We start from the raw sequence: 18009 nt of genomic DNA, 5'->3' as shown, positions 1-18009 counted from the left end.
AGAATGAGGCGATGTTGATCGGCGAGGTCTCGCGGCGTTCCGGCGTCAGCACCCGGATGCTGCGTCACTACGACGCGGTGGGCCTGGTGCAGCCCACCGGCCGCACGTCCGGCGGCTATCGCGAGTACTCCGCCGCCGACATCCGTCGCTTGCTGCACGTCGAGAGCCTGCGTACCCTCGGGCTCTCGCTGCAGGAGGTCAAACGCGCACTCGACGAGCCGGGCTTCGCGCCGACGGAACTGGTGGGCGACCTCATCCGGCACACCCGCCTGCGCATCGCCGCCGAGGAGGAACTGCTGGCGAAACTCGAGCGGGTCGACGCCGCCGCACCGTCGGAGTGGGAGGACGTCCTGCGCGTGGTCGCGCTGCTGCGCGCCCTCGAATCGGGATACGCCCCTCGCCGTCAGCAAGCGATCCTGTCCGCCGACGCGCCGACCACACTGCCTGTCGAGGCACTGGTCGATGCCGTCCTGTCGGAGGACAACGCCGATGTGGCCGGGGCCCTGCGGTGGTCGCTGGCCCGGGCGCAGGGGCAGGGGCTGGCCGGGCTCGCCGCCGGTCTCGGCTCGGCGTCGGTCGAGGTCCGGCGGCGAGCCGTCACCGCCATCGCCGAAGTGCCCACGGCCGAAGCGACCGAGCTCCTGCGCGAGGCGCTCGACGACGCTGATGCCACAGTTCGCGGCCGCGCGGCCCTGGCGCTCGGTTCCCGAGAGGTGATCGGCGCGCTGTCCGCGCTTGTCGAGATGGTGGTCGAGGGAAGAAGCGATGTCGAGGCCGCCGAAACGCTCGGCCTGCTGACGGAGGTCGCGTCCGACGCCGACATCGTCGCCCGCGTCTCGGGTGAACTCGCCGGCACCGACGACCCATCCACCCGGTTGCGCCTCACCCAAGCCCTCGCGGAAATCCCCGGCCCGGCCGCACGGCAGGCTCTCGACGACCTGACCCGCGACGGCGACCGGACGATCGCGGCCACCGCCGCGGCGATCCTGACCCTGCGCGACCGCGGACCACGACGGGAACGGCGTCAGGGGCTACGCGGTGATTCTCCGGCGAGGACCGGCGACCGCTGAACCGGTGCTCGGCCGACGGCAGGTCAGCCGAGGGCATACCGTGCCGCCATCGCCCGGGCCGTGGCCGCCATGCGTTCGCGCAGTTCGGGCGGTTCGAGCACCTCGAGGTGTTCGCCCAACGGCAGCAGCCCGTGGAGCAGAACCGGGTAGGACTCCGCACCCACGGTGACCTCGACCCATCCCCGCTCATCGGGTTCGCCGCGGGAAGCGAGCGCTTCGGTCGCCGCGGCGGGATCGAGGAACAGCCGCAGCAGGCTCAGCTGGTCGGCGGCGACGCGGCAGCGGGCATGCACCCGCAGCATGGAGCGGGCGAACTCGTCCTGGGCGGCGGCCCAGTGCTCGGCGAGCTGGAAGCCGGGTGGGCGGGTGAAAGTCCGATCGGTCGGGGTGGCGGCGAGGATGCGCCCGACGCGATAGGAACGGATGTCCCGGCCGTTGCGGGCCACGAGATACCAGGTACCGGCCTTGAGGACGAGCCCGAGCGGATCGAGGTGACGCAGCACCACGCGGTCGGCACGGCCGTAGCGGACCTCCAGGGTGCGATCGTGCCAGAGCGCGTCGGTGATCGCGGCCAGCGCCGGAGTCTCGTCGGGGCGGTGGAACCAGCCGGGCGCGTCGACGTGCACTCGTTCGGCGATGCGGGTGGCTCGCCCGCGCATCTCCGGCGGCAGCGCGGCCAGCACCTTGAGTTGAGCGGTGGCCAGGACGGTGCCCAGGCCGAGGTCGGTGGCGGCCGAGGGCAGGCCGGTCAGCAGGACCGCGTCGGCTTCTTCGGAGGTGAACCCGGTCAGCCGGGTGCGGAAACCGTCGAGCAACCGGACCCCGCCGCCCCGGCCCTGCCGACTGTAGACGGGCACGCCCGCCGCCGACAGCGCCTCCACGTCGCGGTACACGGTGCGCACCGACACCTCGAGCTCGGCGGCGAGCTCCGGTGCGCTGAGGTGACCGCGGGTCTGCAACAACAGCAGCAATCTCAACAGTCGGCTCGCGCGCACCCGAAGGAGAATAGCCGCGGAACCTGACAGGATCCGGCAGGTTTGCGGCGTAGCCTCGCCGCCCATTACCACATGGAAACGGTTCGTCGAGGAAGCGCCGAAGATCTCCTCGGTGTTCACCCGCAGACATCACTGGAAGCCCGGTGCCGGGGAGCGGGTCGTGCGCCGACAATGACCGGTCCGGACGGCAACAGCCCCTGTCACCACCGAAGGTGACAGGGGCTGTGTTGCTCGTTCAGCGTTGCTCGTTCAGCGAGGAACCCGCTCAGGCAGCGCGCTCGATCGTGGCGTGCTCGATCAGAGGTAGGCGCCGCAGACCGGCCACGCGCCGGGGCCCTGGCTGGCGAGAACGTTCTCGGCGACGCGGATCTGCTCGGCCTTGCTGGCGTTGTTCGCCTGGCCGGAGCCACCGTGGGCCTGCCAGGTGCTCTGCGAGAACTGCAGGCCGCCGTAGTAGCCGTTACCGGTGTTGATGGCCCAGTTGCCGCCGCTCTCGCACTGGGCGACAGCGTCCCAGTTGTTGGCGGAGGCGGTGGCCGTGGAGAGACCGAACGGGATGGCGGCGAAGGCGCCGACCGCTGCGATGAAACCGGCGGCGCGAGTGCTGATCTTTCGGTTCTTCGACATGAGAATTTCCCTGCTGCGCCCACCGACTCGGCTCGAGGCCGGAGTCCCTGTCCCCAGTTGATGTCGGGGTTTCTCGAACCGTGGGACAGGGTCTGTCGGTGTTCGGCGGTTCGAGCGATGTGCCCGTCTCGGTCGATCGGGCCGTGTCCCAACCATAACGAACTAATCTCGAACAATCACGTGTAGGTAACGTCACCAATGTCTTGATCGCTTGTCGAGGGATAACTGTATTACTCCCGGTGAATGTACGGAAATGAGTGTGGCGTTCGACAGTATGTTCTAGCGATGATGTGCTGCAGGTCACGGTTATTGCGCCGATATATGTGAGACAGGCAACGCCTCGGGTGTCGATCGGGCCGGTGGCCGGGATTGGTGTTCGTGCATTTGTGCAGGTAGAGGCTGTTTTGCGTGCTCGATCGCTTGCGCCTCGGGGGGGTGGGGGAGAGGTTGGCGCAGGTAGGGCGGTGTTTTCCAACGGGCTCATGCGGGCTCCCGTGCGGCGATTTGGAATTCTTCGAACAGATATGTTCGGAGAATTGCGCGGCCTGCTGGGCGGCCCGGATGGTGCGAGAGGGGGCGAAGTCGGGTCGTTACCGAAGGCTGTCCGGAGGGGGGTGAATTTCGCGCGGTCGCGCGGCGATTCGCGTCTTGTGGCGAAGGTCGGAATAATCCTGATCTTGAAAGCGGGGCGGGCATCGGAGATCGCGGGCGTCGACGCCCGGTCGATTGTTTCCTCGAATTCGATTGGCGTGCAGCGGTCCTTGTCGGCGCGTCTGTGGGCGGGGGCGCCTGGTGGCTATCCGTCGGGGAGGTGGGGTTCGACGCCGCGGCGAGCCGACGGCGAGTCGCGTCACCGTTGTGTCACGGTGATCCGATGGGCCTGTGGCTGCCGAGCCGCGGTGCCGCCCGCTTCACCCGAGGCCGCGTGGATCGGACCGGGAAACCTGACATGAGCACCCACCTCATGAATGAGCTTGCACTGTCGTGCATAATCATTTCATGGCTGATTCGGATGCCCCTTTGCGGATTGCTGTCGCCGGAGCGAGCGGATACGCGGGCGGCGAGGTCTTGCGCCTGCTGCTCGCCCACCCACGTTACCGATCCGGGCGCCTCGAGATCGGGGCGCTGACCGCGGGCTCCAACGCGGGTTCCCCGCTGATCGCCCACCAGCCGCATCTGCTGCCGCTGGCCGACCGTGTCCTCGCGCCGACCACCGCCGAGGAACTGTCCGGCCACGACGTCGTCTTCCTCGGTCTGCCGCACGGCCAGTCCGCCGCCATCGCCGAACAACTGCCCGAATCCACCGTCGTCATCGACTGCGGCGCCGACTTCCGGCTGCGTGATGCGGCCGCCTGGACCAAGTACTACGGCACCGAACACGCGGGCACCTGGCCCTACGGCCTGCCCGAACTGCCCGGGGGGCGCGAGGCCTTGCGCGGAGCCACGCGAATCGCGGTGCCCGGCTGCTATCCGACGGTGTCGAGTCTGGCGCTGGCACCGGCTGTCGCCGCGGGCATCGTGGAGCCGTCGGTGAACGTCGTCGCGGTCAGCGGCACCTCCGGCGCGGGCCGCAAGCTCGATGTCGGCCTGCTCGGCTCCGAGGTGATGGGCTCGGTGCGCGCCTACAACATCGCGGGCGCGCATCGCCACACCCCGGAGATCGTGCAGAACCTGTCACCGCTGGCCGACGGCCCGGTGAAGGTGTCGTTCACCCCGGTGCTGGCTCCGATGCCGCGCGGCATCCTCGCCACCTGCACCGCGCCCACCACGGTCGACGCCGCCCAGGCTCGCGCGGTCTACGAGAAGGCCTACGCCGACGAACCGTTCGTGCGCCTGCTGCCGGAGGGCATCCTGCCGCAGACCGGTGCGGTGCTCGGCTCCAACGCGATGACCCTGCAGGTCACCGTGGACGCCGACGCCGGGCTGCTCGTGGTGATCGGCGCGATCGACAACCTGACCAAAGGCACCGCCGGTGGCGCGGTGCAATCGATGAATCTGGCCGTCGGCTTCGACGAGACCGAAGGACTTCCCACCGTAGGAGTGGCACCGTGACGACAACCGAGAGCGGCACCGGCAAGCTGGTGCGGACCCAGGGCGTGACCGCCCCGCTCGGCTTCCGGGCGGCGGGCATCGCCGCGGGCATCAAGGTCAGCGGCAAACCGGACCTGGCGCTGGTCTTCAACGAAGGCCCCGAATGCGCGGCCGCGGGCGTGTTCACCAGTAACAAGGTCAAGGCCGCGCCCGTGCTGTGGTCGCAACAGGTGCTCACCGCCAAGCGGTTGCGCGCGGTGATCCTCAATTCCGGCGGCGCCAATGCCTGCACCGGCCCGGGCGGTTTCCAGGACACCCACCGCACCGCGGAGGAACTGGCGACGGCCTTGAGCAATTGGGGCACCGAGACCGGCGCGGGCGAGATCGCGGTCTGCTCCACCGGCCTGATCGGCGACCGGCTGCCGATGGACAAGCTGATCCCGGCGGTCACCGAGATCGTGCACGAGATGGCGGGCGGCCTGTCCGGTGGCACCGAGGCCGCCCACGCCATCATGACCACCGACACCGTGCCCAAGGAAGCGGCCTTCCACCACCGCGACAAGTGGAACGTCGGCGGCATGGCCAAGGGCGCGGGCATGCTCGCGCCCTCGCTGGCGACCATGCTCGTCGTGCTCACCACCGACGCGGCGGTCACCGCCGATCAGCTCGACAGCGCGCTGCGCAAGGCGACCCGGCTCACCTTCGACCGGCTCGACGTGGACGGCTCCTGCTCCACCAACGACACCGTGCTGCTGATGGCCAACGGCGCCAGCGAAGTCACCCCCGCGCAGGAGGAGCTCGACGCCGCCGTCCTCGCGGTCTGCGACGACCTCGCCGCCCAGCTCATGGCCGACGCCGAGGGCGTCACCAAGCGGGTACGGATCACCGTCACCGGCGCGGCGAGCGAGGACGAGGCGCTGATCGCCGCACGCGCCATCGCCCGCGACAGCCTGGTCAAGTGCGCGCTGTTCGGCTCGGACCCGAACTGGGGCCGGGTGCTCGCCGCGGTCGGCATCGCACCGATCACCCTGGACCCGGACCGGATCTCGGTCTCCTTCAACGGCAATCCGGTGTGCATCGACAGCGTCGGCGCGCCCGGGGCGCGTGAGGTCGACCTGTCCGGCGAGGACATCGACGTCCGCGTCGAACTCCATGTGGGCGAGGGCGAGGCGATGGTGCGCACCACCGACCTGTCCTACGCCTATGTCGAAGAGAACTCGGCGTACAGCTCATGAGCGCCCTCGACCCGCTGTCCACCCTGTCGGCACTGGACAAGGCGCATGTGCTGGCCGACGCGCTGCCCTGGCTGCAGAAGTTCCGCGACAAGATCGTCGTCGTCAAATACGGCGGCAACGCCATGATCGACGACGATCTCAAGCGCGCCTTCGCCGCCGACATGGCGTTCCTGCGCACCGTCGGTGTGCACCCGGTGGTGGTGCACGGCGGCGGCCCGCAGATCAGTGCCATGCTGAAGAAACTCGGTTTGCAGGGCGAGTTCCGCGGCGGATTTCGGGTCACCACCCCGGAAGTCATGGACGTGGTGCGGATGGTGCTGTTCGGTCAGGTCGGGCGCGAACTCGTCGGCCTGATCAACGCCCACGGCCCCTACGCGGTCGGCATCTCCGGCGAGGACGCGCGGCTGTTCACCGCGACCAGGCGCACCGTCCTCGTCGAGGGTGAACACACCGACATCGGGTTGGTCGGGGATGTGACCGAGGTGAACCCGGCCGCCGTGCTCGACCTCATCGACGCGGGCCGGATCCCGGTGGTGTCCACCATCGCTCCCGACGCCGACGGCGTGGTGCACAACATCAATGCCGACACCGCCGCCGCCGCGCTCGCCGAGGGCATCGGCGCGGAGAAGCTGGTCGTGCTCACCGATGTCGAGGGCCTGTACACGAACTGGCCGGATCGCTCCTCACTGACCAGCAGCATCGAGGCCGACGCGCTGGCGAACTTGCTGCCGAGCCTGGACGAGGGCATGGTGCCGAAGATGGAAGCCTGCCTGCGCGCGGTGCGCGGTGGGGTACCGAGCGCGCATGTGATCGACGGTCGCGTCGCGCACTCGGTGTTGCTGGAACTGTTCACCGGAGAGGGGATCGGCACGATGGTGACGCCGGGAGGAGAGACGGAATGAACGCAACAGCACAGACCGGGCACGAGGGCACCGACCAACTGCGGCAGCGCTGGTCCACGGCGCTGATGAACAACTACGGCACCCCGAAGGTCGCGCTGGTGCGCGGCTCCGGTGCGGTGGTCTACGACGCCGAGGGCAAGCGCTACCTGGATTTCCTCGGTGGCATCGCGGTCAACAGCCTCGGGCACGGTCACCCGGCGATCCTGGCCGCGGTCACCCAGCAGCTGGGCACCCTCGGCCACGTCTCGAACCTGTACGTCAGCGAGCCGGTCGTCGAACTCGCCGAACGGCTGCTCGCGCACTTCGGCGACGGTGAAGGCAAGGCGTTCTTCTGCAACTCCGGCACCGAGGCCAACGAAGCGGCGTTCAAGCTGTCCCGGCTCACCGGCCGGACCAAGATCGTCGCCTGTGAGGAGGCCTTCCACGGGCGCACCATGGGCGCGCTCGCGCTGACCGGCCAGCCCGCCAAGCGCGCGCCGTTCGAGCCGATGCCCCCCGGCGTCGTGCACGTGCCCTACGGTGACGCCGCCGCGCTGGCCGCCGCCGTCGACGACCACACCGCCGCGGTGTTCCTCGAACCGATCCTGGGCGAGTCCGGCGTGGTCGTCCCGCCGCTGGACTACCTGGCCAAGGCACGCGAGATCACCTCCCGCCACGGCGCCCTGCTGATCCTGGACGAGGTACAGACCGGTATCGGCCGCACCGGCCCCTTCTACGCCCACCAGGCCGCGGGCATCGTCCCCGACGTGATCACCCTGGCCAAGGGCCTCGGCGGCGGCCTGCCCATCGGCGCGGTGCTGGCGACCGGCCGCGCCGCCGAGCTGTTCACCCCGGGCATGCACGGCACCACCTTCGGCGGCAATCCGGTCTGCGCCGCCGCCGCGCTCGCGGTGCTGCGCACCATCGACGAAGAGGGGCTGCTGGCCCACGTCGAATCGGTCGGCAAGCGGCTCAGCGACGGCATCGCCGTGCTCGAGCATCCGCTCATCGATCACGTGCGCGGCGCGGGCCTGTTGATCGGTGTCGCCTTGACCGACAACGTCTCCGCCGAGGTGGAGGCGCGCGCCCGGGAGGCGGGTTACCTGATCAACGCGCCCAAGCCGAACGTCCTGCGGCTCGCGCCGCCGCTGGTGCTCACCGAGACCCAGGCCGAGAATTTCGTCGCCGACCTGCCGGGGATCCTCGACGCGGCGGCCGCCGATGCGAAGGGAGCCCGGTGATGACCGGCGAACTGCGTCACTTCCTGCGCGACGACGACGTCTCGCCCGCGGAACAGGCCGAAATCCTCGACCTGGCACTGGAACTCGCGAAAGCGCCGTTCTCCCGACGCCCACTGGAAGGGCCGCGCGGGGTCGGGGTGATCTTCGAGAAGAATTCCACCCGCACCCGCTTCTCCTTCGAGATGGGCATCGCCCAGCTCGGCGGGCACGCGGTGGTCGTGGACGGGCGCGACACCCAGCTGGGCCGCGAGGAAACCCTCGCCGACACCGGCCGGGTGCTCTCCCGCTATGTCGAAGCCGTCGTCTGGCGCACCTTCGAACAGGACCGCCTCGACCAGATGGCCTCGGCGGCGACGGTTCCGGTGGTCAACGCGCTGTCCAACGAGTTCCACCCCTGTCAGGTGCTGGCCGATCTGATGACACTGCGCCAGCGTCTGGGCTCGTTGTCCGGCCGCAAACTCGCCTATTTCGGCGACGGCGCGAACAATATGGCGCACTCGCTGCTGCTCGGCGGCGCCACCGCGGGACTCGATGTCACCATCGCCGCCCCCGCCGGCTTCGAGCCGCTGCCGTGGGTGCTCGAGGCCGCCCGCAAGCGGGCCGCCGAGACCGGCGCGAGCATCACCGTCACCGGCGATCCCGTCGCCGCCGCGACCGGGGCGCACGCGCTGGTCACCGACACCTGGACCTCGATGGGCCAGGAGAACGACGGCCTGGACCGGGTCGGCCCCTTCGTCCCGTTCCGCATCGACGCCGCCCTGCTCGCGCACGCCGAGCCCGAGGTGGTGGTGCTGCACTGCCTGCCCGCGCACCGCGGCGACGAGATCACCGACGAGGTCATCGACGGCCCACACAGCGCGGTGTGGGACGAGGCGGAGAACCGCCTGCACGCCCAGAAGGCGCTGCTGGTGTGGCTGCTGGCCAAGCGAGAGCCGGCCGATCGAGAGCCGGCCGATCGAGAGCCGGCCGATCGAGAGCCGGCCGATCGAGAACGACGATGAGCGTCTCCACCCCCGAGCGCGGCGGGTCCGGGCGATCGGCCGACGGCAAGACGCCGGCGATCGCGCGGACCCGCGCGGGCCGCCAGTCCCGCATCGTCGAACTGCTCTCCGCCCACGCCGTGCGCAGCCAGACCGAACTGGCCGCGCTGCTCGCCGCCGAGGGCATCGAGGCCACCCAGGCCACCCTCTCCCGTGATCTCGACGAACTCGGCGCGGTCAAGCTGCGCGCGGCCGACGGCGGCGCGGGCGTCTACATCGTCCCCGAGGACGGCAGCCCGGTCCGAGGCGTCACCGGCGGTACCGACCGCCTGTCCAAACTCCTCGGCGATCTGCTGGTCTCCACCGACGCCAGCGGCAATATCGCCGTCCTGCGCACACCGCCGGGCGCCGCCGGTTATCTCGCCTCCGCCCTGGACCGCGCGGCCCTGCCCTACATCGTCGGCACCATCGCCGGCGATGACACCATCGCGGTCATCGCCCGCGAACCCGTCACCGGCGCCGAATTGGCCGCGAAGATCGAGGCGCTCGCCTGATCCCGCCGGGCGGCCGTCGTCGCCCGACGCCTGTCGTGCAGCTCCGGGCGCGCCGCTGATCGCGTGCCCACACGGCCGCTGACCGGTGAATACCGGTCCCCTGGGGGATCTTTCCTCGGAGTCTGTGTCTGCACGTCTGCCCTCCGTCGCGTCGGCGAAAACAGGGGGAGATCGCCGCTGATAGGGTGGGCTCCATGCTGGCCGGCCGTGCGGGGACGCTACTGCGTTCGTTGCTGTGGGTCACCGTGGCGGTGGCCGTGCTCGGCATGCACCACGCTCCTCTGACCGGTTCGTCGACCGGGCACGAGCACAGCGGCGCCACGCATGTGAGCGCCGCCGAGGTGATCCCGGCCGCGACGGCGACAACGTTCGCCTCGCCTGCCGAGGCCGGACTGTGGGAAAGCTGCTGCGCGTCGGTGCCCGACGCGGCCCCGATGGGGGAACGCGGGCACGACGAGATGCCCGGCGGTGGTCACGACGACGCCCACACCGGTCTGATGCATCTGTGCCTGGCGATCATGGCCGCGATGGCCGGGCTGGTGCTCGTCTTGTTCGCCGTGGCATGGCCGCCGTCGGCCGATGAGCGCCTGGTGAACCGGACCCGATGCCGCGACGGGTTCGGTCGTGCCCCGCCGCTGTCTACTTCGCGGCGCCTGGCTGTTCTGTGTGTGTTGCGGCAGTGATCGGCGACCGCCGGATCCGGTGACTGTTCGTCCGGATCGCGGTGTATCCGAACACTTTCCGAAACCTCGACACTCCAGGAGTGACTCATGTCCGGCAAGACTCTTCCCTCAGCCGTGCTGGCGATGCTGGCCGCGGCTGTCGTACTGACCGGCTGTGGCGACGACGACTCGGCCGACGGGGGCGACACCGGTGCCGCCGCCACCAGTGTCTCGGCGTCGGCAGCGCCGACGACCAGCGGCACGAACGCCCCAGCCGACGTGCACAACGACGCCGATATCACCTTCGCGCAGGAGATGATCCCGCACCATCGTCAGGCCGTGATGATGGCCGACATGGCGATCTCGCGTTCGACCGATCCGCAGCTCCAGGACCTGGCGAAGCGGATCCAGGCCGCCCAGGAACCGGAGATCGCGACGATGACCGGGTGGTTGCAGGCCTGGGGCGCGCCCGTCACCGGCGGCGGGCACGGTGGTCCGCACGGCGGTGGCTCGCCGATGATGTCCTCGCCGATGATGCCCGGGATGATGAGCGACGAGCAGATGTCGCACATGGGGGCCGCCACCGGGGCCGAGTTCGACCAGATGTGGCTGAACGGAATGATCGCTCACCACGAGGGCGCGATCGAGATGTCGCGCACCGAGCTCGCCGAAGGCGCCAACCCGGACGCCAAGGCGCTGGCCCAGCAGATCATCGACTCCCAGCAGGCCGAGATCGACGAGATGCGGAAGATGCTGCAGGGCTGATTCCGCTGGTTCACCACGCAGGCCCCGCGCCGCGCCCGTCGCGGCCGGGCACGGGGTTCTGCGCCCTCGCCTGCCGGTCGGACCCTGCGGCCGTTCGGATTTCGGTGTCATGGGCTACTGCACGTACATTTTCCTGCCCGTCACATCCGTGACCGAGTTCGCAACACGCGCCGCCTACCGTGGGGCCATGCCGCCACGCCGACGATCCGCGTTGCTCGCACTGTTGGTGGCCGACGAACCAGGCAGGCCCCAGATCATTCTGGGAGAACTGCGCCGGGTGATCCTGGACGGGGCGGTGCCACCGCGCACCGCCATTCCGCTGCGCGAAGTCGCGGAACTGTTCGGCGTCGGCCACACACCGGTCCGGGCGGCGCTCGAGACGCTCATGGGGGAGGGCCTGGTCACCCACCAGCCCCGCTCCGGATACCTCGTCGCCCAGCTCACCGCCGCCGAGCTGCGCGAAATGTACATCCTTCGAGAGACATTGGAGACCGCGTCGCTGGCCGCCGCCGCCCGGCACGCCACCGAGGCCGACATCGAGGCTGCGCTCGCCGCGCATGCCGACCTGGAAGCGGCCATCCGCGACGACGACCTCGTCGCCTACCACCGCTCATCCCGTCGTTTCCACATCGCGCTGACTCGGCCCTCGCGCATGCACCGATTGGTGCGCATGCTCGACACCGCCCTACACGCCACCGAACCCGTGCGGACCGTGGTGCACGCCGCCGATCGACCGGACCGGCTCGCCCTGCACAACGACCACGCGCACATGCTCGATGCCTTCCTGGCCCGGGACGTGGACCGTCTGCTCACGACGGCCCGAGCGCATCACCGCAGGCTGGAAAGCGTCGACACGGCTCTCGAGGAAACTCGGTCGGGTGCCGACCCCCTCGGTTCCGCTCGGACTCCCCGCGCCACGTCTCCTCGGGGGCTGTCGCCGACGGCATTCTTGCGTGCCGTCCAGCCGAAGCAGCGGGTAGCCGATACGCAGCCGCGGTAGCGCCCGATCGCCGCGCGCCTGCCGAGCACGGCACGACGGTGGTGACCCGGAATGTGCAGGATTTCGCGACGACGGGTGTGCCGCTGATCGACCCGTGGAGCGACTGGAACTCGAGCGGGTTCACCAGCCGTCGAAGCGCCGCTCCGGCAGCAACGTCCCCAGCGGGCCCAGGTCGATGTTCAGGTCCTCCGGTTCCAGACCGAAGTGCTCGCGCAACTCGGCCATGCGCCGCTCGAGCAGCATCAGGGTGGTGCCGATGCGTTCGATCTGGTCGTCGGTCAGGTCACCGACGTCGACCCTGCGCAGCGCCTGCCGTTCCATCAGTTGCCGCAACAGTTCCACCAGAGTCAGCACCAGCGTGACGAGTCCGCGCTCGACGGACTCGGGATCGGCGTCGATTCTCGGTGGCACACCGCTGGATTCAGCCATCGCGGGACGGCTCCAGTTCGTGCGTCTCATCGACGGCGGGTTCGAGGGCGGTGGCGAGCGGCGTCGCGGTCAAGGCGCTGATCGAGGAGATCAGCGCGCGCAGCGAAATCTGCACCATGTCGACATCGGCGATGGAGAGTTTGATGTCGCCGGAGATGACGACCCCGCCGGCGAGTACCCGATCGAGCAGATCGATCAGCGCGACCCGGCGTTCCGCCTCGGTGGCTCTCACGCCGGATCCCTGCCCACGCCCGCGAACGAGTACGGCGGCCACGGCCCGGTGAGCTCGAGCCGGATGCCGGGAAAATTCTCGTCGAGCGCCGCGACGGCAGCGGCGAAGGATTCGCTGCGCTCGTCGTCGACCAGATAGCTGCCGTTGAGCACCATCCACTCCTTGGTGCGGCTCAGGGCGGGATCGGTCGCCGGTTGCCGCCTGCCCGCCGCGGCCTCCCGAACCAGCGCCTCGTGGATATTCTCGACGCGCTCGGCCATCTCCTGCTCGACGGTGTCCTGCGCGCTCAGCTGAGCACGCCGGCGGATCAGATACGCCGTGCCCGACCCGCCGCCCGCACGATCGGCGTCGCCCGCCGCCACCGCCGCGATCAACGCCTCCCGGTCGCCGTACCCTTTGACCCCCCACTCCGTGCGGCCCGCCACGAGCATGATGGCCGACTCGAAATCCGCTGCTCGCTCCTCGAGCAGCGCGCGCACCCGGTCGTCGTCGAGGAACACGGTCGCCAGCCGCATCGGCACGGTCGGCGCGCGCCGCGACAGCGCCGACACCACCGCGTCGTGCGTGCGTGCCACGCCGTCCAGCCAGTCCAGGTCTTCCAGATTCCGGCGCAGCGGCTCCGCACCGAAGACCGCCAGCGGTACCGAACCGACCACAGCGGTCAGCGCGCCGACTCGGACCTGGCGCAGTGGTTCGCCCGCGACCCCGGTCATCGCACCGAGATCGTCGGAAACCGGCGCGGCGTCCGCGACGGCATAGAGCCAGACCCCCTCGCCGTTCATCGCCGCCTCTCGTCTTCCGCCTCGACCGGCAGCTCTGCGGGTGCCGCCACGCCGCGTGCGCTCTCCAGCTGCGCGATCCGCTCGCGCAGCTCCCGGTTCTCCTGTTCGAGTTCCCGATCGCGGCGCTCGTTCGTGTGTGCCTTGCTGTTCAACCAGGGGTCGGTCTCCCACCAGTCGATGCCCACCGCTTTCGCGGTTTCCAGCGAGGCCACGACCAAGCGCAGCTTGATCGTCAAAAGCTCGATATCCAGAAGGTTCACCTGGATGTCGCCGGCGATCACCAGTCCCTTGTCCAGCACCCGTTCGAGAATGTCGCCGAGGTTCGTCGACTGATGGCCGCCCCCGTAGGGCTGCGGCGCGGACGACGAGCCTCCGACCACCGTCACGACCGATCCCTTCCGCCGATGTCGGCGCTGCCCCTGCTGTAGCGGCGTGTCCGGCGATAGGCCAGCAGGTTCCCGTCCAGATCGATCTCCACCTCGTAGAGGGCGAGCATGTCCGCGGACGAGGGAATGCGGCGGTCTTCGAGCACCTCGATCTCCACCATCCAACCGTCCTCGGTCGGCTCCAGCGAAGTGGTGCCCTCCGGCTGTTTGGCGATCAGCGAGCGCAGTTGCTCGCTCGCCGCGGCAGCGGCCTCGACAGGGGAGGCCGCAGCCCGGCCGGCAGGCGAGTCGGCGCGGCCGGAATCGGTTTCCGCGGGTTCGCGGGTCACGTCGCTCACTCCTCTCCAGCAGGCGGGCTCGTCGACTCGCGCGGCCGGATCAACCGATCGAGAACCTGCTGCTGCGCCTGCCGCCGCTCCTCGTCGGACAGCTCGCCGGCGGCCGCCGCTTCGTCGATCGCCTCCATCTCACGCCGCACCTTCGCCGGATCGTGCAGTTCGTGCTCGACACGCTCCTGAATCACCTCGGCGAGCCAGACCACTCCGCGCACCGGCGCGAGCGGAAGCATCAGCAGCGACGACACCAGCCCCATGGCTCAGCCCTCCGGCTCCCGCGCCGGCTGTGGCGCGGCGACGAAGTCGTAGGCGGCCATCGGGCCGAGCAGACTCAGGTCCACGCGGCCGTCCCACTCCTCGCCCAGTTCCGTCAGCGTCTGTTCGAGTTCGCCTTGGCGCGCGAGTTCGATCAGGACGGCGATGTGCACCGCCTCCTCTTCGTGGGTGGGCTGCCGCCGGTTGACCAGCGGGTCGAGGTCATCGATCTCTCCGATCACCCGGTCGGTGTCCGTGGCGCGCCGCTCCTCGATCGCCTTGGCGATCATCTCGCCGAGGGCGATTCGTTCGTTGCGCGTCGCGTCCTCGGGCTTGTCGCGAATCTCCGTGCGCAATCGCTCCGCCTCGGCGTTGCCCTCGAGCAGTTCGCGCAGGATCGCCTTCTCGACATAGCGCCCTCGGATCACGAACTGCGCGCGGCCCTCCAACTCGGTCAACGCGGATCGCAAGGTGTCCTCGTTGTCCTCGAGCAACTCCTTCTGCACCGCGTCGGCATCGGTCATGACCGCGCCGAACCGCAACGGCAGCACCGGCGCCACCGCGGCCGAACCGTCGAGCAGGCGCGCGTGCGCGGTCAGATCGTCCGGGGTGCCCAGTGGCCGATCGACCGGAATCCTGCTGACCAGCGCGGCGAGATCGCCGTGCCGCACGACACTCACCTCGCTCGGCGGATCGCCCACGCCGGACGCGTGATCCTCCGGCTCCACGTCGCCGGGCACGATGCCGTACACATACACCGCCGTCTGCTCGGACATCAGCGCCCCCTGTCCCGCGGCTGCCGTTCTCGTTGGCGCTTGTCCTCCACCTCGTCGAGCAGGCCCATCACCTTCTCGCCCGCGGCTTCGATCGCGCCCTTGGTCTTGTGCTTGGCGCCGCCGGAGACGGCATCGCCGACCAGATCGGGCAACCCCTTCGCGTCGCTCTCGGAGATGTCGAGGCGATTCACCGCCTCCGCGAAACGCAGATAGGTGTCGACACTGGCCACCACGACACGCGCATCGATGGTGATCAATTCGATCCCCACCAGCGACACCCGCACGAACGCGTCGATGACCAGTCCCTTGTCGAGGATCGTGTCGACCACGTCGGCGAGGCTCGACGAGTTCGGCCGGGCCATCGTTCCTGCCCCACCACCCGCGGGTTCGATCGTCATTCTCGTTCGCCTCCTCGGCCGGTGGCTCGGCGTTGCGATGTGCTCCGCCGCCGGACCGGCGTGCGCTGCGCTGCGGACCGTCGCTCACCGTCGGAGGAGTCGGCCTTCTCGTCGTCGGAGGCTCTGGTCCGGCGAGCAGGACGCCTGCGAGCGGTCCTCGCACCGGCGGTCTCCTCGTCGCGCGCCTTCCCGTCGGAGGTCAGCTCGTCGGGCGACTCTTCCTCGGCCGACCCTTCATCGGGCGGTTCCTCGTCGACGGCATTCTGGGAGACCACCTTCTTGTCGCGGATCTCCCCGTGCCAGCCCTCGATGTCGTCCGGATGCAGGATGGACTCGGTCATGACATGGCGTTGGAAGTGCTTGAGCTCCAACCGCGCCCGCCTGCCTGCGGCCCGCCACAGGTTCGCGGTCTTCTCGAACAGACCGCGCGGGTGGTATTCGAGGACCAGGATGATGCGGGTCAGATCGGGAGCGAGCTCGTGGAAGGTCACCGCCCCGTCGATGTATCCCTTGTCCCCTTTGGAGCGCCAGACGATCCGATCGAACGGAATCTGCTCGATGATGGTCGAATCCCAGCTCCGCCGTGACCAGAACACCTTGCCCGTCCAGGTCAGCTTCTCGTCGGACACCTGCTCGACCTGTTCGACCTTCTTCATGAACTTCGGGAAGTCCGCGAACTGCGTCCACTGGTCGTAGGCCAGCTGGATCGGGACGCCGACATCGATCTGCTCCACGATGTTCGTCAGCTTCAGTTTCTTGCCGCCGCCGCCCTTGCCTTTGCCGCCGAGCAGCGACTCCTTCGCGCCCTGCAACGTGTCCCCGACGGTGTGGCTGAGCTGGGACATGCCCGCGCTCATCGCCGCCTTCATCGGTGACGCGCCGCCGGCGAGCTTCTCCACGCCGGTCACCGCCGCCAGCAGGTTGCCGCTGCCGCCCTCGGCGTAGTCGTGCAACCGGTCGGCGGTCCCGGTGACCTTGTCGGCGACACCGCTGAGCGCTCGCTCGGCCACCGTGCCCGCCAGGGTCTGCAGTGACTGCTGCAACTGCGCGGACGGTGTGAGCTCCTGCACCTTTCCCGCCGTGGATGTCGCGGCGCGGCGCGCTTGTCCGGTGGCCGACGACGCCGAGCGGCGTGCTTGCCCTGTGCTGGACGAGGCGGCGCGTCGCGCCTGGCCGCCGGCCGAGGACGCGGCCCGGCTCGCCTGACGGGTGCCCGTGGAAGCGGCCCGGCGCGCGGATGCGACGGGCTTGCGCACGGCGTCCGCACCGGGCAGATCACCTACCGATTTCTTCGCCATCGTTCTCACCGCCCTGTTCTACGTACCGGCGCACGGTCGGCGACATCGGCGTCGGCCCGCACCCGGCGGGACCGGGACGAGGTCGACCGGCCGCCGGAACCCGCGCTCTCGCTCCTGCGTGGCCTGCTCGTCCGCGTCCGTGACGGCGCACCGGATCGGCCTCGGGTCCCGGGCCGTGATCGCTGCTCTTCCCGGGTCTCCTCGGCCGCAGTGTCCTCGTCCGCATTGTCTTCGTCCTCGGACTCGTCTTCGAACTCGGCCTCGAGAGGTTCGTCCTCGTCCTCCTCGGCGTAGCCCTCGTCGTCCTCGTCGGTGTACCCCTCGTCGGTGTACCCCTCGTCGGTGTACCCCTCGTCGTCCTCGTCCTCGTCCTCGTCCTTGAAGTCGCTGTCGTAGTCGTCCTCATCCTGATCGAGTTCGCCCTCGTACTCCTCGTCGGGGCGCGACTCGTCCCGTGTGCCCGCGGGCTGCCGCAACCGCGCGTTGAGCGCGTCCACCCGGTTCGCCGCCGCATTGACCGCCGCGGCCCGCACGGCCCCGCCCAGCTCACCCCGGACCGTCTCGGTGATCTTCAGCAGTTCCGGCGACGAGTCCAACAGGGACGTCCCCCGTTTCAGCAACTCCTGCGCCCCGGACTGTCTGCTCAGTCCCGCGCCGGCCAGTGCCAGCGCGAATCGCATCTTGCGCGTGCGGCCGAGGACATAGCCCACGCCCACACCGATCGCCAATCTCGCGCCACCCTTCATCACCACTCCTTGCTTGCCGTCGACGGCGATGCACCGTGTCGAGCGCACGGCCGGCAGCGTTTCGATGTGCCTTACCTGTGGGTTAGACCACATTCTCGTCGGCAAACCGGCTGGGTGGTCGGAATTTCTCCCGGTGCCCTCCGACCTCGTCCGGGCGGACATCACCACGTCTCCGCTCCGCGTCCCTGTGCCCGGGTCGAGACCACCGCGAGGTCGAATATCTCGATTCCGCCCCGGTCTGACTTCTCGCCTATTCGCCACGGCCGCCCAGCGGCGGCCGTCGGTGGCGATCGTTCGGCAAACGCCCGCGGTCACGCCTGACCTGCCCTGG

At 69.6% G+C, this 18009-nt stretch carries 21 protein-coding genes and 1 pseudogene; 10 read left to right on the top strand and 12 right to left on the bottom strand.

The features are described from left to right. Positions 1 to 11: 11 nt before the first annotated feature. Positions 12 to 1070: a MerR family transcriptional regulator gene (locus IU449_RS25420; RefSeq protein WP_195004689.1), complete on the top strand. Its 1059-nt coding sequence runs from the start codon at positions 12 to 14 to the stop codon at positions 1068 to 1070. A gap of 23 nt (positions 1071 to 1093) precedes the next feature. Here IU449_RS25420 and IU449_RS25415 read toward each other — a convergent pair whose 3' ends face one another. Both IU449_RS25415 and IU449_RS25410 read right to left on the bottom strand, forming a co-directional pair. Further along, entirely contained in the window at positions 1094 to 2065 is a 972-nt protein-coding gene (locus IU449_RS25415) for a helix-turn-helix transcriptional regulator (protein ID WP_195004688.1), read from the bottom strand. A gap of 300 nt (positions 2066 to 2365) precedes the next feature. Next, positions 2366 to 2692: pseudogene (locus IU449_RS25410) on the bottom strand (transglycosylase family protein); the annotation flags it as partial. A gap of 999 nt (positions 2693 to 3691) precedes the next feature. On the opposite strand from IU449_RS25410, the gene argC reads away from it, so the two are divergent. From argC to IU449_RS25365, 9 genes are all read left to right on the top strand, one after another. Continuing rightward, complete coding sequence (gene argC, locus IU449_RS25405; RefSeq protein WP_195004686.1) at positions 3692 to 4744, top strand: N-acetyl-gamma-glutamyl-phosphate reductase; 1053 nt, start codon at positions 3692 to 3694, stop codon at positions 4742 to 4744. Next, positions 4741 to 5958, top strand: coding sequence for a bifunctional glutamate N-acetyltransferase/amino-acid acetyltransferase ArgJ (gene argJ, locus IU449_RS25400; RefSeq protein WP_195004685.1), 1218 nt, complete (start codon positions 4741 to 4743; stop codon positions 5956 to 5958). The genes argC and argJ overlap by 4 nt, the downstream gene beginning before the upstream one ends. Next, the gene (gene argB, locus IU449_RS25395; RefSeq protein WP_195004684.1) at positions 5955 to 6860 is read left to right on the top strand and encodes an acetylglutamate kinase; all 906 of its coding nucleotides are present in this window, start codon (positions 5955 to 5957) and stop codon (positions 6858 to 6860) included. The genes argJ and argB overlap by 4 nt, the downstream gene beginning before the upstream one ends. Further along, positions 6857 to 8080, top strand: a complete 1224-nt coding sequence (locus tag IU449_RS25390; protein ID WP_195004683.1) for an acetylornithine transaminase — start codon at positions 6857 to 6859, stop codon at positions 8078 to 8080. The genes argB and IU449_RS25390 overlap by 4 nt, the downstream gene beginning before the upstream one ends. Then, complete coding sequence (gene argF / locus IU449_RS25385) at positions 8080 to 9081, top strand: ornithine carbamoyltransferase (RefSeq protein WP_228805717.1); 1002 nt, start codon at positions 8080 to 8082, stop codon at positions 9079 to 9081. The genes IU449_RS25390 and argF overlap by 1 nt, the downstream gene beginning before the upstream one ends. Then, positions 9078 to 9614, top strand: a complete 537-nt coding sequence (locus IU449_RS25380; protein WP_195004682.1) for an arginine repressor — start codon at positions 9078 to 9080, stop codon at positions 9612 to 9614. The genes argF and IU449_RS25380 overlap by 4 nt, the downstream gene beginning before the upstream one ends. Before the next feature lie 194 nt (positions 9615 to 9808). Next, entirely contained in the window at positions 9809 to 10297 is a 489-nt protein-coding gene (locus tag IU449_RS25375; RefSeq protein WP_195004681.1) for a hypothetical protein, read from the top strand. 87 nt (positions 10298 to 10384) lie between these two features. Next, positions 10385 to 11041 (top strand): DUF305 domain-containing protein, encoded by a 657-nt coding sequence (locus tag IU449_RS25370; RefSeq protein ID WP_195004680.1) that lies wholly within the window; start codon positions 10385 to 10387, stop codon positions 11039 to 11041. 187 nt (positions 11042 to 11228) lie between these two features. Beyond that, positions 11229 to 12041 (top strand): GntR family transcriptional regulator, encoded by an 813-nt coding sequence (locus IU449_RS25365; RefSeq protein ID WP_195004679.1) that lies wholly within the window; start codon positions 11229 to 11231, stop codon positions 12039 to 12041. Positions 12042 to 12161: 120 nt separating this feature from the next. Here the strand turns inward: IU449_RS25365 and IU449_RS25360 are convergent, their stop codons facing one another. From IU449_RS25360 to IU449_RS25315, 10 genes are read right to left on the bottom strand one after another with little or no spacing between them, the layout of a single operon-like run. Further along, positions 12162 to 12470 (bottom strand): gas vesicle protein K, encoded by a 309-nt coding sequence (locus IU449_RS25360; protein WP_195004678.1) that lies wholly within the window; start codon positions 12468 to 12470, stop codon positions 12162 to 12164. Continuing rightward, entirely contained in the window at positions 12463 to 12702 is a 240-nt protein-coding gene (locus IU449_RS25355; RefSeq protein ID WP_195004677.1) for a gas vesicle protein, read from the bottom strand. The genes IU449_RS25360 and IU449_RS25355 overlap by 8 nt, the downstream gene beginning before the upstream one ends. Beyond that, positions 12699 to 13484 carry a GvpL/GvpF family gas vesicle protein gene (locus tag IU449_RS25350; protein ID WP_195004676.1) on the bottom strand — a complete coding sequence of 262 codons (786 nt, stop codon included), beginning with the start codon at positions 13482 to 13484 and terminating at the stop codon, positions 12699 to 12701. Before IU449_RS25350 ends, IU449_RS25355 begins: the two co-directional genes overlap by 4 nt. Next, positions 13481 to 13870: a gas vesicle protein gene (locus IU449_RS25345; protein ID WP_195004675.1), complete on the bottom strand. Its 390-nt coding sequence runs from the start codon at positions 13868 to 13870 to the stop codon at positions 13481 to 13483. Before IU449_RS25345 ends, IU449_RS25350 begins: the two co-directional genes overlap by 4 nt. Further along, positions 13867 to 14199, bottom strand: a complete 333-nt coding sequence (gene gvpO, locus IU449_RS25340; RefSeq protein ID WP_195004674.1) for a gas vesicle protein GvpO — start codon at positions 14197 to 14199, stop codon at positions 13867 to 13869. Before gvpO ends, IU449_RS25345 begins: the two co-directional genes overlap by 4 nt. Before the next feature lie 5 nt (positions 14200 to 14204). After that, a complete protein-coding gene (locus IU449_RS25335; protein WP_195004673.1) occupies positions 14205 to 14462 on the bottom strand; it encodes a gas vesicle protein GvpG in 258 nt (85 codons plus the stop codon). Between the two features lie 3 nt (positions 14463 to 14465). Continuing rightward, on the bottom strand, positions 14466 to 15236 hold the full coding sequence (locus IU449_RS25330; RefSeq protein ID WP_195004672.1) for a GvpL/GvpF family gas vesicle protein: 771 nt from the start codon (positions 15234 to 15236) through the stop codon (positions 14466 to 14468). Then, positions 15236 to 15634 carry a gas vesicle protein GvpJ gene (gene gvpJ / locus IU449_RS25325; protein ID WP_195004671.1) on the bottom strand — a complete coding sequence of 133 codons (399 nt, stop codon included), beginning with the start codon at positions 15632 to 15634 and terminating at the stop codon, positions 15236 to 15238. The genes IU449_RS25330 and gvpJ overlap by 1 nt, the downstream gene beginning before the upstream one ends. Beyond that, positions 15631 to 16932 carry an SRPBCC family protein gene (locus IU449_RS25320; protein WP_195004670.1) on the bottom strand — a complete coding sequence of 434 codons (1302 nt, stop codon included), beginning with the start codon at positions 16930 to 16932 and terminating at the stop codon, positions 15631 to 15633. Before IU449_RS25320 ends, gvpJ begins: the two co-directional genes overlap by 4 nt. 5 nt (positions 16933 to 16937) lie before the next feature. Further along, positions 16938 to 17726 (bottom strand): hypothetical protein, encoded by a 789-nt coding sequence (locus IU449_RS25315; RefSeq protein WP_324188435.1) that lies wholly within the window; start codon positions 17724 to 17726, stop codon positions 16938 to 16940. Between the last annotated feature and the right edge of the window lie 283 nt (positions 17727 to 18009).

It is taken from the genome of Nocardia higoensis (assembly GCF_015477835.1).
Classification (GTDB): Bacteria; Actinomycetota; Actinomycetes; order Mycobacteriales; family Mycobacteriaceae; genus Nocardia; species Nocardia higoensis_A.
This window is presented reverse-complemented; position numbering and strand designations above follow the sequence as displayed.